6 protein-coding genes are annotated in these 13980 nt (G+C 69.7%); 1 reads left to right on the forward strand and 5 read right to left on the reverse strand.

Features of this window, described 5'->3' with window-relative positions:
• Positions 1-1173 precede the first annotated feature (1173 nt).
• From CRT23_RS23545 to CRT23_RS23565, 5 genes are all read right to left on the reverse strand, one after another.
• Entirely contained in the window at positions 1174-2052 is an 879-nt protein-coding gene (locus CRT23_RS23545) for a sensor domain-containing diguanylate cyclase (protein ID WP_103712023.1), read from the reverse strand.
• Positions 2053-2401: 349 nt separating this feature from the next.
• Positions 2402-5581, reverse strand: a complete 3180-nt coding sequence (locus CRT23_RS23550) for an autotransporter serine protease (RefSeq protein WP_146056475.1) — start codon at positions 5579-5581, stop codon at positions 2402-2404.
• Positions 5582-5929: 348 nt separating this feature from the next.
• On the reverse strand, positions 5930-7351 hold the full coding sequence (locus CRT23_RS23555) for a DUF2254 family protein (protein WP_103712025.1): 1422 nt from the start codon (positions 7349-7351) through the stop codon (positions 5930-5932).
• 802 nt (positions 7352-8153) lie between these two features.
• Complete coding sequence (mdoH, locus tag CRT23_RS23560; protein ID WP_280952003.1) at positions 8154-10337, reverse strand: glucans biosynthesis glucosyltransferase MdoH; 2184 nt, start codon at positions 10335-10337, stop codon at positions 8154-8156.
• A gap of 53 nt (positions 10338-10390) precedes the next feature.
• Entirely contained in the window at positions 10391-12010 is a 1620-nt protein-coding gene (locus tag CRT23_RS23565) for a glucan biosynthesis protein D (RefSeq protein ID WP_103712026.1), read from the reverse strand.
• A 286-nt stretch (positions 12011-12296) separates the two neighbouring features.
• On the opposite strand from CRT23_RS23565, the gene glmU reads away from it, so the two are divergent.
• Entirely contained in the window at positions 12297-13682 is a 1386-nt protein-coding gene (glmU, locus tag CRT23_RS23570; protein ID WP_103712027.1) for a bifunctional UDP-N-acetylglucosamine diphosphorylase/glucosamine-1-phosphate N-acetyltransferase GlmU, read from the forward strand.
• Positions 13683-13980 lie beyond the last annotated feature (298 nt).

Consider the following 13980-nt stretch of genomic DNA (forward strand, 5'->3'; position numbering starts at 1 on the left):
CGCAACCCGATTTAGGCAGTCAGAACAGCACGTTATCTGACTGGCTAGGATTGAGCGGGATGGCCGAGGGCGAATTTCAAGACCGCTGCCTTAAACCACTCGGCCACCCTTCCAAACCCTAGCAGACGCTGAAGAATTTTCCTCTGCCGAAACACCGGGAAATGGCCCGCTGCCACCGATTTGCGACCCAATCAACCGGCACCCCTGTCTATGGCCGCCCGCAGGGCGGCGTCAACCTGCGCCGCGGCGTCCTCCTGCATCCCCGGCCGCACGGGGGCGTACGGATCGCGCGTGATGCCGATGCCGGAGTGACCCCAGCGCTCCTGCGCGATCTTGGGGTGGCTGCCGCGCCACAGCCGCTGTGTCGCATGGCTGTGCCGCAGGTGGTGGAAGCGACGCGCCGAGCCTGCCCGCTCTTCGTCCCCTTCGCCCGGGTGCCGCGCTGGGTCTGCCCGGTGCTCTCGACGATCGCCGGCGGCCCGGCTGCAACGTCGAGAGCTCTCCAGGGCAGCGCGGTCACCTCCGCGCGGCGCGAGCCACAGAGCGCACCCGGCAGGACTGGCGTGAACATCCGCGTCGGCCGGAAGTCGGCGAACAGCCGAGCTGTCGGGTTGGGCGTCCCGCGCCCGCATCGTCGTCGTCTCGACCTTCGTCCCGCCGACGGCGCCGGCTGGGTTGCGGCCGAGGATCCGCCACGTCAGGGCTTGGCTCGTTTTGGCGCACGCGTGCCACGTCCGCCGGTGGCCTGCCCCCGGAAACGTGGTCCTCCCTCAGGCATGGCTTCGCGCCATGGGGAGGATGTCATCCTGGGATGGACGAAGCATGCGGCCGACGCGCGCGTCGCCAAGCTGCGCCCGGTCGATGTCTTGGTCTCGCAAGGCCGCGAGGCTGCCCAAGCAATCCGGTCCATCGGGTCGACAGTCCGCGCATGGCTCGCGCGTTATCGCCGGCTGCAGGCCGACAACGCCGATGCCGCATCATCCGGTAAGACCGGACACACGCGTTCCGCGGCGACTGGCTGCGTCCCTCGCGAACCCGTCGTGTTGCGGATCGGCAAGTCCCAGTTTCCCGCGGGCGCCGGTACGTCGGCAATTCATGCACGAGGCAGATGCCGCCGTACGGTTCTCCTGCGCGGTTGGGCGAGGGTGGCGGAACGCCGGGTCGACGGAGTCTTCAGGACAGGCTAGCGAGGATCTCGGCTGGCGAACGCTTTCGGCGATGGCTGTCCTTCTCGGCATACATCGCAGAGTCCGCGGCCGACAGGATCGATGCGACGGGATCGCCGAGGTGCCAAACAGAACCGCCCGCGGAGAGTGAAAGCCGGATGGGCATCTGTTGGATCTCCAGCCCGGCCGCCGCAGCCTCACGCAGGCGATCGAGACGGTGCGTGAGACGCGCTGGCGTCGGCTCTTCGAGCATCATGTGGAATTCGTCACCGCCGACGCGTGCGACGGTTTCGCCGGGGAGGAGAAATCCGGTCAGCCACGCGCCCACGAAACGGATTGCGTCGTCCCCGGCGCCGTGCCCGTGGGTGTCGTTGATCGCCTTGAGATCGTTGATGTCGACCACGACGAGGGAGAAGCCGACATGCGAGTGGGCCGCTTCATCACAGCGATCGTCGACGATCGTCTCGAAGCCGCGCCTGTTCGGAAGACTCGTCAACACATCCTTGAAGGCCGCTTTGGCGAGACGCTTCGTCGTGGTGATGTTCTGGCAGATCGTCAGGATGCGGACGACCTTTCCCGTTTCCTCATCGACGCACGGCGAGAGCGTCGTCCGATACCAGTCCTGGTTCGGGGACATCTCCCCGATCTCATCGAAGTGCATCGACTGACGCGACCGGACGCACACGGCATAGCGGTCGGTCAGCATCCTAGCCTTATGAGGTGCCAGACAGTCTTCGAACAAGAGACCGGCAAGGCTCTCGCACGATTGTCCAATTTCCTTCTCGGCCGCACGGTTCATGCCGAAGATGCGGAAGCGGGGTCCCGGCTCAACGTCGACGACGAAGATCGGGACCTGAATCGCGTTCAAGCTGAATGTCAGTTCCACGTCGCACCCTCAGCATATCGGCAAATTATTTTACTGATGTGATGGTTGACGAATAACTAACCGCGTCCAAGGCGATGCTTAAACCGTTCACAATGCGGTGATCTGACAGAATTTATCTGTCTTGTTGAGCTTATCTTAAGCCCAGGCAAAACAGCGGGTCTCCTTACTGAACGGACGCAAATACGTCAGGGCGTCGGGCCAATGAATGCCCTGGCGCCGAATAGTCTTTTTCCTAACTTTGTCGAACCGAAAAGGCGGCCCGTAGGCCGCCTTTTCCCTCCCGTCCCTGGGCCGGCTGAATCTCCGAGGGCGCGGTCCCGGCCTCGTCGCAGCGCCGCGCGTGATGGGCTCAGAAGCGGTAGGTGAAGTTGCCCTTCACGGCGTGATCCTGGGCGCGATCCCCGACCTGACCCGTATAGGCGACGCCGAGGGTCGTCCCGCGTCCGACGAGCAGATCGAGACCCGCTTCCGCCACCAGGGCATCCCGGTCGATCGGCAGGCCCGCGGTCAGGAAGGTGGGACCGGTCCCAAAGGCGAGCAGAGCTTTCGGCACAACGTCACCGTAGGATCGCCGGTACCCGACGAGGGCACGCGCCGACACGGGCGCGCCGAAGCCGAGGTCGAGGTTGGCCTGGCCGCGGAGACCCACGGTCGAGGTCCCGATGTCGTAGTCCTGCGCCACTCCGGTCAGCGCGGCAAAGCCACCGGTTTCCGCCAGACGATCCCGGCCGATCCTGACGAGGGCGCCACCCACGAAAGGTTCGAGGTAGGCGAGCGAGACGATCGACGGCGACGGGCCGGGCGCGCCGGCGACGGCAAAGCGATAGCCGAGCTCGCCAAAGCCCTGGATGGTGTCGCCGCCGGTGCGAGCCGAGGCACTGTCGCTCAGGCCAGCGAAGGAGACGCTCCGACGCAGGCGAGCGGAATTGTCGGCGTAGACGGCACCGAGGCGCAGGGAGACCGCTCCCAGTTCGTAGCCGCCGTAGACGCCGCCGAAGCCACTCTCGATGGTCCCCGATTGCAGGCTGCCGGGGGTGTCGAGCCCGGTGTTGGAGTAGCCCCCTGCAACGCCGATCCGGATGCCATTCTCGAGCCTGGCATCAGCACCGAGCACGAAACCACTGGTCTGACGCGAGAGGCTCGCGGCGTTGCCGTCCGTGCGGGCCTGACCGAAGCTGCCGAAGCCCTGGCCCCAGACACCGAACACACGGGGGTCCATGACGCGCATCGCTGTGGGCGCGATCGGAGCGGCACGGCCGGGCAGGTCGGCAGTGTAGGTCGCCGGCAGCAGCCCGTAATCGGTGGCCTCCGTGGATCCCGGCGTCGGTCCCCAGCGCAGCCGATCGAGGATCGCCTCGCGCACGAAGAAGGCGGTCTCGAACGCGGCCGATACCAGGCTGGCGTGGATGTCGCCGGACAGGGACCGGAACGCGCCGCGGGCGCTGGCCGGGTCGGTGGTGATCAAGATGGTCTCGTAGATCCGATTGCCTGCTCCCAGTCCCTCGATGCCCGCGCCTACCGAAGCCTGGTTTCGCGTGGCGCCAACCGACGCGAAGGAGGTGCCATTGCGGACCACCGACAGGTCGATGCTGTTGAGGCCGTATGACAGGTCCGTGCCGATGAAGGTGTAGCGGGGCGTCGTGACGTCGAAGCGCCCGCTCACCCCGCCACCGGCGGTGAGGATGGTATAGCGCTGCCCGAGCAGGCTGCGGGTCTCGGACGGGCTCAAGGGAGCGGTCGCGTTCTCCAGCGAGACCGAGACGGTGCCGCCGCCGATCCGGGCGGCACCGGTGGCCGCGATGCGGTCGCTGCGGCCCGCCGCGACCTCGACCGCATAGGTGGACCCCGCTGCGAAGGAGACGGTCCCCGCCACATTCAGGGTGCCAATCCCGTTGCCCGGCGCCACAGTACCACCTTGGCTGACGCTCAAGCCGCCGACGCGGCCGTTGCCGCCGAGCGTGCCGCCCGCATTGACGTTGGCGAGGGAGGTGATCGAGCCGTTCACCGCCAACAGGCCGCCGTTCACCTCGGTGGTGCCGGTATAGGTGCTGTTTCCGGTCAGCTGCAGGGAGCCGTCTCCGGACTTCGTCAGGCCGCCCGCATAGGTCCGGGCAAGGTAGGCCTGGTCGCGGGCCACCCGCCACCCGTACTCGGCCTGATCGTCCGCCGACGCCGTGGCCGGAAGGCCGCCGGTCCAGCCGCGCGCGACCTTGGTCTGCTCCCAGGCGGCATGCTCGGCGGTGTCCTCGACGAAGCGCTGGCGCAAAGCCGCATCGGAGATGTCGTTCGACCACGTATCGGCAACGCCGGAACCGAGCGTGGCGTTGAAGCGACCGAGGAACTGGCCGGGGCCGTTCATCGCCCGCCCAAGATCGATCTTGCCCCAACCGAAGGTTTCGTTCGGCACATCCGCTGGGCCGCTGCCGAGGTGGGTCGCGGTGGTGAGCAGGACGTCGCGGGCCTGCTCGTTGGTCATGTATGCGTAGCGCTCCATCACCAGCGCCAACGCGCCGCTGACGTGCGGCGCCGACATCGAGGTGCCGCTCTTGGAGCCATATCCGGCCGCGCCGGTGGTGAGGTTGACCACCGTCGAGGCGATGCTGCGGCCAGGCGCGGCGATGCACCAGTACTTGGCCACGCCGCAGCGATTGAATTGCGTCTGATCGGCGCTGTTGAGACCCGAGGCCGCGATCCAGTCCTTCTCCAAGTCGGGCTGGAAGTAGGGGAGGGCCGCACGGATCGTCGGATTGTTGACCCCGGCATTGCCGGCGGCGACGACCTGGATCACCCCCGCGCGTCCGGCCTCGGCGATGGCATCGAGCCAGCTGAGCTGGCGGGTGAACGGCGCGTAGGCCGCGGTGAGCCCCGCCAGGGTGTTGTAGTTGTCGCGCGGGGGCGGGCTGCCCCAGGAGCTGTTGATCAGCCGCGCCCCCTGCGCCACGAGGTTGCCATAAGCACCTTTGAAGTAGCTGTAGTCTGCGTTCGGTCCGTAGATCGAGGAGTCGGTCCCGTTCGTGTTCGTGGCGATCAGCTGCGCTCCGAAGGCGACGCCGTGCGTGCCGATGCCGTTGCGGTTGGCCACGATGGTGCCGTCGACATGGGTGCCATGGTCGTCGTTGATCCCCTGCACCCAGGTGCCGAGCACGGAATAAGGCTGGCCCGCGGTGAAGAAGTCCGAGCGCGTCGTGCCGCTGTCATAGCGGAAGCTGCTGGACGAATAGCTGCCCGTGTTGGTGATGGCAGTCGCACGACCGGCGAATTCCGGATGCGTCCCGAGAAAGCCCGAGTCGACGGACCCCACCAGGATGCCCTTGCCCGTGATGCCGCGGGCATAGGCCTGATCGGCGTTCATCGACGCCTTGCCGTAATCGGCGAGGTACTCGGGCGTACGCCAGCTCGCGGCATCTCCGATCCGGCCGGGATCCTGATAGCCGGCAGTCTGGCCAAGGGCCGCATGGGACACCCCCGCACACAACAGGAAGCTCAGTCCGGCAGCACGCAAGGGCTGCAGACGCGAGGGGTCCGACATGAAGATCTCCAAATCGCCTCGAGGCTTGCTGATCCAGGCCGCCGGAAGCTATAGATCACGCCTCATGGCTCAAAAAAGAAGCAAAAACTGCTTCAAATTGAGTCTGACGCTGTATCCGGCTCGCCTTCAAGCAGATTTGTAGCGTCGCGATTTCTTGGCGTTCAAGCAGCTAATCCAAAAGGCGACTTGATAGAAACCTTGTGTTGCCTAGCCGCAACATTTCGATGGTGTCCTGGATCAGGATGACCGGCGCCATGAGGCGTCCAGTCGACCGGAACCCGACCCGAACCCGTTGCCTTCGCCGTGCGACCCCGCGCGGGGAAGTTCATCCGATCGACACCCGGTCCGCTACGATGTCGTCCCCGGCACACGGGTGGAGCGCGAGTTCAGCCGGCCGAGGCTGACGGCAAGAGCCGTCGTCGCGTCGGAAACGGCAGCCGAGATCGCGCTGAAACCCCTCTCGCACAAAGCCTCGGCGAGATCGGCGAGCGCCTCTTCCAGCTGACGCGTCAGGACGTGCTCGCCAAGGCTCGACAAGGCGCGATGGGCGACATCCGCGAGCCGTTCGGCGGTCGGCTGGCTGACATGGCGCAGAAGGATCGCGATCGTCGTGACCGCTTCGGCCAGGGTCTGAGGCTGAATCGACTCGGACGCGACCACGATGACGGCCTCAAGGGCGTCGGTCGCGACCGTCGGAGCAGCGTCCCGGTAGACGACACAGGACGTCGCGTCCTCCCGGGCCTCGGTCTCGCCCGGGCTCCATTGCGCGATGATGTCACGCAGGGCCTGGATCACCGAGAGACCGGGGCTCGGGTTCGATTTCGACGTCGAGACCGAGGTCCAGGCGATGGTCGCAAGTTGGTGCAGGCCGTACGCCGCGTCGTGCGTCAGGTCACGTCCCTCATCGAAATCGAGCGCGGCCATGGTCGTGTCGACGATCAGCGCCCGAGCGTCCGCATCGAGGGTGACACCGGGCGGGCATCGGACCCGGAAGAGAGGATCCTGCACGGCGCGGTACGCTCCGACCGCGAAGTCGAACTCGATCTCGACCGCCCCCTTCGCCTGTCGCGCCACGGCCTTCGTGATGCGGGACAGGTCGATGCCGACGACGTATCCGCTTTCCGGGGCGCGCATCGCGGCCACGACGGGCCAGCCGGGCCGGGACGTCCTGCGCGTCGCGTCGAGCAAGCGGAGGTCCTGCGCGCGGGCTTCGAGCACCCGCCCGTGGATGAACTGGATGATCTGTGCCGGCCGCATCTGATCGATGGTGTTGTAGATCATCACGATGATGAGGCAGAGGGCCGAGGTGGTCAGCAGCAACGCCAGGGTCGTCCCGAACACCGGGCGGTGAAAACTCGTGTTGGTGACGAGGGTCATCAGCACAAAGACCGACAGACCCACGAAATAACCGAAGTAAAACTGGTTCGTACGTCGGGCCATGAACTGATCGGTGACCTGCGCTGTCAAGGCAGCGGCACCCTGCTGCACGGCGATGAGCAGCAGAGAGAACGTGATCGAGGTGACGGTGATGATGCTGGACGCCACCGTGGTCAGGAGACTGCCAAGCGCGGCGCTGTCGCCCAGAAGGTTGCCAAGCCATCGGAAGCCGGTCGGTGCTTGGCCTCCGGACCAGGATCGGTCCCCCAGATAGACCAGGGCATTCAGACCGACGAAGCAGAGTACGGTGGCCAGCGGAAGGGCGAGGAACTGACGAAACGATCGTCTGACGGCGTTGAAAAAGCGCCGCGGGACTGTCTTGAGGCGTTGCATGTCCGGATGTCACCGAAGCCAGGAGATTGTTTCCCCCAACGCATGACATCGATCGCAGGGCTATCGGCATTCCCTCCGGCCTCGGCCCGTGTGTCACGGCTCGTCCGTGGCGAACGTTCCGGCCACGGCAGAACGGTCTGTCGGGGGAGGGAAAGGCCGCGCCTGCTGCGGCGACACGGCCAAGGACTCCCCGAGGCGGTGATGCGACGTTGCGTCGTGGCCGCTCGCCAATCGATCTCCTCTGCGCGTGGCCTGCCCCCCTCTCATGGTCCCGGTTCGAAGTTCGGGCATCGTCGGCCGCGTGACGATGGCGGGGCGGACGAGCGGCGTTGCGCTGCCCGGTTCGGATGGCCAGGGGACGACCTCCGGCGCAGGGGGGGTGGCCGCCGGGCGAGGCGTGCGGGCGGATGCGGGCGTCGGGCCTTCGCCCTGGCTCGATGACGACCCTGGCCGCCTCGCGGGTGTCGAACACCTCGCCGTTGCGACGCGCGTCGTGCGTGCCTCCCGTTCCGTCGGGAAGAGGTCCGTCAATCCGGACGCCGGAACCGACGCGCCGCCGCTTGGCAAGGTCGCGGGCGGCTCCGCCCACGAAAAACCCGCCGCGGCTGGGCCGGGCGGGGGAAGGTGTTCCTCGGTGTTCCTGGGTGGAACGCCGTATCCTCTCACCGGGCATCCCCGCGGCAAAGGCGCGGGGGCCGGTGGCGGTGACGAGAGGCCGGGATTGAAACGAAAACCCCGCCCGGACCCGGCGGCGGCGCGTCACCGCCGGCACCGGGGCTCGTTCGGGCGGATCGGCCCGGCTTCAGGACGCCAGGCGGGAGAGGCGGTCGAGGAGGGCGCGGTCGTGCAGGAGGGCCATGCGCTCCTTCGGCGTCAGCCAGGCCTGGGCCTCGGAGATGCCCTCCGCCTCCACCACCTTGGCCTGGGCCAGTGCCCGGTCGGGGTCGATGACCCCGCGCGGGCGCGGCGCGGTCTCGGGCAGCATCGCCGCGTGGGCCGCGGCGAGGTCCGCATCGGCGTGGAGCGCGGCGAGGGCATCCGCGTCGTCGAGGCCGGCCTCGGCGTTGCGCCGGCTCAGGATGCCGGCCTGGGTGGCGATGGACGGGGGCGTGCGCTCCTCCGGGGTCATCAGCAGGCCGAGCCGCCGCAGGGCCAGCCCGAGGCCGAGCTGGCCGCTCGCCCAGGAGATCGGGATCGCCAGGACGAGGCCCAGGATGGTGGGCGACATCCAGAGGAACAGCGAGGTGGCGATGGCGAAGGCCGCCACCCCGGTGACCAGCCCGAGGGCCATGTGCCAGCGGTGGCGGCGCACGATGTCGGACCAGGGGATCGAGCCGTCGTCGCGTCGCTGCGGGTTCCAGCCGGTGTCGCGCCCGAGCAGGATCTGGAACACCGAGCCCGACTGGATCAGCATCGCGATGGGGGCGATGAGCGCCGAGAGCAGCACCTCGATCAGGCTCGACAGGACGAGGCAGATCGCGCCGCCGCAGGCCCGGCGCACCGGCCCGTCGATCAGCGCGAGAATCAGGCCCAGGCCCTTCGGGGCCAGCAGGATGCCCATAGTCAGGCCGAAGAGCTGGAGCGCGCGCACCGGATCGAAGCGCGGCCAGACCGGGTAGAGCCCGAACTCGGAGGTGAAGTATTCCGGCCGCACGTAGGCGGTCTGGAGCACCAGGGCGATACCGACCACGAGCTGGGCCAGCCACAGGGGCGAGGCGACGTAGCCGGCGATGCCGGTGGCGAAGTGCTGGCGGGAGGCGAGGGCCAGGCCCGCCGTGCCGATGATGCGGCTGTGCTGGAGGTTGCCCTGCGCCCAGCGCCGGTCGCGCACGGCGACGTCGATGAGCGAGGGCGGGCTCTCCTCGTAGGAGCCGGGCAGCGCCGGCAGCATGGTCACGCTCCAGCCGGCCCGCCGGATCAGGGCCGCCTCCACGAAGTCGTGGCTGAGCACGTGGCCGCCGAAGGGCGGCTTGCCCTTCAGGTCGGGCAGGCCGCAGGCGGCCGCGAAGGCGCGGGTACGGATGATGGCGTTGTGGCCCCAGTAATTGCCGTCGCGGCCCGACCAGACGGAGAGTCCGGTGGCGATCACCGGCCCGTAGATCCGCGCGGCGAATTGCTGGACCCGGGCGAACAGGGTGTTGCGGTTGATGATGAGCGGCAGCGACTGGATGATGCCGGCATCCGGGTCCGCCTCCATGGCGGCGGCCAGGTGCACCACGCAGGGGCCGGTCATCAGGCTGTCGGCGTCGAGCACCAGCATGTGGTCGTAGGCCGCGCCCCAGCGGGAGACGAAGTCGCCGATATTGCCGGCCTTGCGGTGGTGGTTCTTCGGCCGGTGCCGGTAGTAGAGCCGGGGCTCCGCCCCCCAGCGGTCGCGCAGGGCCAGGAAGGCGCGCTCCTCGGCGATCCAGGCATCCCCTTGCGTCGAATCCGACAGGACGAAGTAGTCGAAGGCCGCGCCGTAGCCGGTGGCGTCGATCTCGGCCCGCATCGCCTCGACGCCCGCGAAGGTGCGGGCGGTGGCCTCGTTGTAGACCGGCATCACCACCGCGGTGCGGGTGGTCAGGTGCTCGGGCAGGGCGGGGGTCTTCAGCCCGCGCAGGAGCACGAGAAAGCCCAGGATCGCCCCCGTGAAGGCCAGCGCGATCCAGGAGAAGTTCAGGGTGAAGAGGGCGAGCAGCACGTATTGCAGCGCCGTGGTGCCGCCCGAGACCGCCACCACCTCGTACATCTGCAGGGCGCCGTAGGCGGTGAGCAGCGCCGCCCCGCCGAAGACGAAGGCGCGGGCGAGCCAGGGCTTGGCTCGGGAGGGCTTGGCTCGGGACGGCTCGGCTTGATGCGGCTCGGCTTGGGGCGATGCCGGGCGGTGGCCGGTGGCCGGATCCCAACGCTCCAGGTCCTGCGCCGGCATCGGCAGCGGCGCCTCGGGGGGCATCGCGGCGGCGAAGGGCCGGGGGGCCGGGCGGGCCGGGGCGGCCGGATCCACGGGACGGGCCGGGGCGGCCTGGGCCGCCGCGTCGGGGGGGAGGGTGGATGCGGTCACGGGGTCCAACGGTAGAGCCAGGTTTCGGTGAGCGGCGCGCCGTCGCGCTGCAGGTTGAGCCGCAATTCGCAGGACTTCTCGCCCTTCGGATCGAGCTCGAAGGCCACCCGCAGAGTGTCGCGCTCGGGGTAGCGGTAGAGGATGCTCGACGGGATCGCCCCGGAGGCCGCGCTGAGCTGGGTCTGGAGGTCGCCGGGGGCGGCGATCCCGCCCCCGGTGAAGTCCACCAGGAACAGGCGGCGGTTGTCGGCGCCGCGCCCGCTGCGGGTGCCGGAGACCAGGGCGACGCGCGGCGGCTCGGGCGGCTGCCAGCACCAGTGCTGGCGGTAGCTGAAGGGCATCTCGGCCCCCGCCGCCAGGGTCGCCTTGGGCCGCCAATAGGCCAGGACGTTCTCGTTGAACTCGGAATCGCTCGGGATCTCCAGGAGCGTCACCGCCCCCGGCCCCCAGGCCCCCAGCGGCTCGAGCCAGAGGGACGGGCGCCATTCCCAGTGCTGCACGTCGTCCTGGAAGGCGGCGTAGTCCCGCGCCCGCTGCATCAGGCCGAAGCCCTTCGGGTTCTCGTCGAGAAAGGAGGAGATCTGCAGGGTCTGGGGGTTGCGCACCGGGCGCCAGATCGCCTCGCCGGCGCCCGTGCGGATCTGCAGACCGCCGCTGGAGGAGGCGCCCGCGCGGGCGTCGTCCGCCCCGCGCCGGTCGTGGGGGCCGAACAGGTAGCTCGTGGTCATGCCGCCCAGACCCAGATGGTCGATGGCCGCGCGGGCGAAGACCGTGCCCTCGACGTCGCAGAGGGAGGCGTCGCCGGGGCGCAGGCTCATGCGCAGGGCCGCCGCGGCGGAGGGAGAATCCACCAGGGCGTGCAGCACGAGGGGACCGCCGGGGCCGGGCCGCTCGATCCAGATCGCGCGGAATTCGGGGAATTCCTCGCCCTTCGCGTCGGCCGGGCGCAGGGTCAGGGCCCGGGCCGTGACGCCGAAGCCCTGGCCGGCGGCCAGAAGTCGGAAGAACGACGCCCCCTGGAACATCGCGAAGTCGCTGAGCTCCCCGCCGCGGAAGCGGGCGCGGAGGCGGAAGCCCGAATAGCCGGGGTCGTCCTTGAAGGCCGGGAGGGCGACGCCCTCCGTCTCGAACCGGGCGGGATCGTAGGGCAGGGCGCGCACGACGCCCTCCTCCACCAGGGCCAGCGCCACGCGGGAGCGGAAGACCGAGCCGCGATGCAGGGGCTCCAGGGTGAAGCCGAGGCCGGCCTCGGCCCAGACCGCGCTGCCGGGCCGGGTCCGGATCGCGGCGTATTGCTCGCGGTTGAGGCCGGTCAGGGCGTCCGGCAGGTCGTCGATGCGGGGGGCCGCGTAGGGGCGCCTGGCCAGGGCCCGGGCGAGATCGGTGACGAGGCCGGGCTGGAACGGCGTGCCGTCGGCGGGCAGGGCCGGAGCCTCGTCGGCGGCGGCAGCCCGGCCCGACAGGGCGGCGAACCCGCCGGTCAAGGCCGCGAGGCCGGTCGGCCTCAGGAGGACGGCGAGGCCGGCCTGCCGCAGCACGCTGCGGCGGCAAGGTCCGGCGGCGGTCGGGCCGTCGGCGGTCGGGTCGGCGGGAAAATCCGGGTTCGGCGGCGTCATCGGGTCCGTCGGGTCGGCGCGGGGCGCGCGCGGAGTTGAGGCGAGGGGCTACGGGCGGTTTACCATGCGGAGCCCTGAACCGGTGGTTAAGCCGTCCCGAACCGCGGCGGTCAACGCCGAAAGGCTCCAGACCGTTCGTTCGGACCTCGTCGAAGCGTGCGCGACCCTGTCCGGCGCAGGGTCCGGACTTGAAACGGCCCCGTCCGGGCTTTAGCCCCGCCGCAGGAGCAATCGCTCGAGCAAGGGCTCGACCAGCGCAAGTGCTCGGCCAGCGGCGGAACGCGCGATGACGGACCAGACGATCAGGAAGACGGGGCGCAGCCTCACCGCCATCGTGCTCGCCGCCGGCAAGGGCACGCGAATGCGCTCGGACCTGCCGAAGGTGCTGCACCGGGTCGCCGGCCGGACCATGCTGGGGCACGTGCTCGCCGCGGCGCAGGGGGCCGGGGCCGGCCGCATCGCCGTGGTGGTGGAGCCGGGCCAGGACGCGGTCGCCCGCGAGATCGCCGCCTTGGCGCCCGGCGCGACGGTCTACCCCCAGGCCGAGCGCCTCGGCACCGCGCACGCGGTGCTGGCCGCCCGCGCCGCCCTGGAGGCGGGGGACGACGACGTGGTGATCGCCTTCGGTGACACGCCCCTCATCACCGCCGCCACCCTGGCGCGGCTGCGGGCTCCCCTGGCGGAGGGGGCGGCCGTCGCGGTGCTCGCCTTCACGACGCCGAACCCGGTGGGCTACGGCCGGGTGCTGACCGAGGGCGACCGCGTGCTGGCGATCCGCGAGGAGAAGGATGCGACGGCCGCGGAACGCACCGTCACCCTGTGCAATGCCGGGCTGATGGCCCTCTCGGGCGACCGCGCCCTCGCCCTCCTCGACCGCATCAGCAACGCCAACGCGGCGGGCGAGTACTACCTGCCCGACGCCGTCGCCCTGGCGGTGGCGGACGGCCTGCCCGTGACGGTGGTGCCGGTGTCGGAGGCCGAGGCGCAGGGGGTCAACGACCGGATCCAGCTCTCCGTGGCCGAGGCCGAGATCCAGGGACGGCTGCGCCGGGCGGCCCAGGCGGCGGGCGCGACCCTGATCGCGCCCGAAACGGTTTTCTTCAGCATTGACACGGTGTTGGGACGGGACGTTCTCGTGGAACCTCACGTGGTGTTCGGGCCCGGCGTGACGGTGGGCGAGGGCTGCGTGGTGCACAGCTTCTCGCACCTGGAGGGCGCCACCCTGGCGGCCGGCGTCCAGATCGGTCCCTATGCCCGCCTGCGCCCCGGCGCGGTGCTGGAGACGGGGGCGCGCATCGGCAACTTCGTCGAGGTGAAGAACGCCCGGATGGGGCCGGGCGCCAAGGCCAACCACCTGACCTACGTGGGCGACGCCGAGGTCGGGGCGGGGGCCAATCTCGGGGCCGGCACCATCACCTGCAACTACGACGGGGTGAACAAGCACCGGACCCGGATCGGGGCGGGCGCCTTCATCGGCTCCAACACCGCCCTGGTGGCGCCCGTCCGCGTGGGCACGGGCGCCATCGTGGGCGCCGGGTCGGTGATCGCCGGCGACGTGCCGGACGACGCCCTGGCGGTGTCGCGGGGCCGCCAGCGCATCGTGGCCGGCTGGGCGCCGGGCAAGCGCGCGGCCCTGCAGGCGGAGAAGGCGGCGCGGGCCAAGAAGCCGTAGGACGCGCCCGCGGCGCGTCCCATGGGCCCGCGACGCGTCCGGCAAACCCGCGGCGCGTCTCATGGGCTCGCGGCGCGTCCGGCAAGCCCGCGTTCAGGATTGCCGGGCCAGACTTGTGCACCCGGGCCGGACCGACCCCGGCGGCCGGGTGGCTGGCGTGCGCCCGTCCCGATCCGATACAAGCCTGGGATGACGCGGCCCGCTCGTGCCGCGAACCGGACTCTTGAAAGACACGAAAACCCATGTGCGGAATCGTTGGCATCGTCGGACGGGACGCCGTGGCCGGGCAGCTGGTGGA

The sequence above is a fragment of the Methylobacterium sp. V23 genome, from assembly GCF_002917135.1.
Taxonomy (GTDB): domain Bacteria; phylum Pseudomonadota; class Alphaproteobacteria; order Rhizobiales; family Beijerinckiaceae; genus Methylobacterium.

Excerpts from the sequence above, each read along its gene's own strand:
- CRT23_RS23550 (WP_146056475.1), bottom strand. The coding sequence starts at position 5,581 with ATGTCGGACCCCTCGCGTCTGCAGCCCTTGCGTGCTGCCGGACTGAGC.
- CRT23_RS23555 (WP_103712025.1), bottom strand. The coding sequence starts at position 7,351 with ATGCAACGCCTCAAGACAGTCCCGCGGCGCTTTTTCAACGCCGTCAGA.
- CRT23_RS23565 (WP_103712026.1), bottom strand. The coding sequence starts at position 12,010 with ATGACGCCGCCGAACCCGGATTTTCCCGCCGACCCGACCGCCGACGGC.
- glmU (WP_103712027.1), top strand. The coding sequence starts at position 12,297 with ATGACGGACCAGACGATCAGGAAGACGGGGCGCAGCCTCACCGCCATC.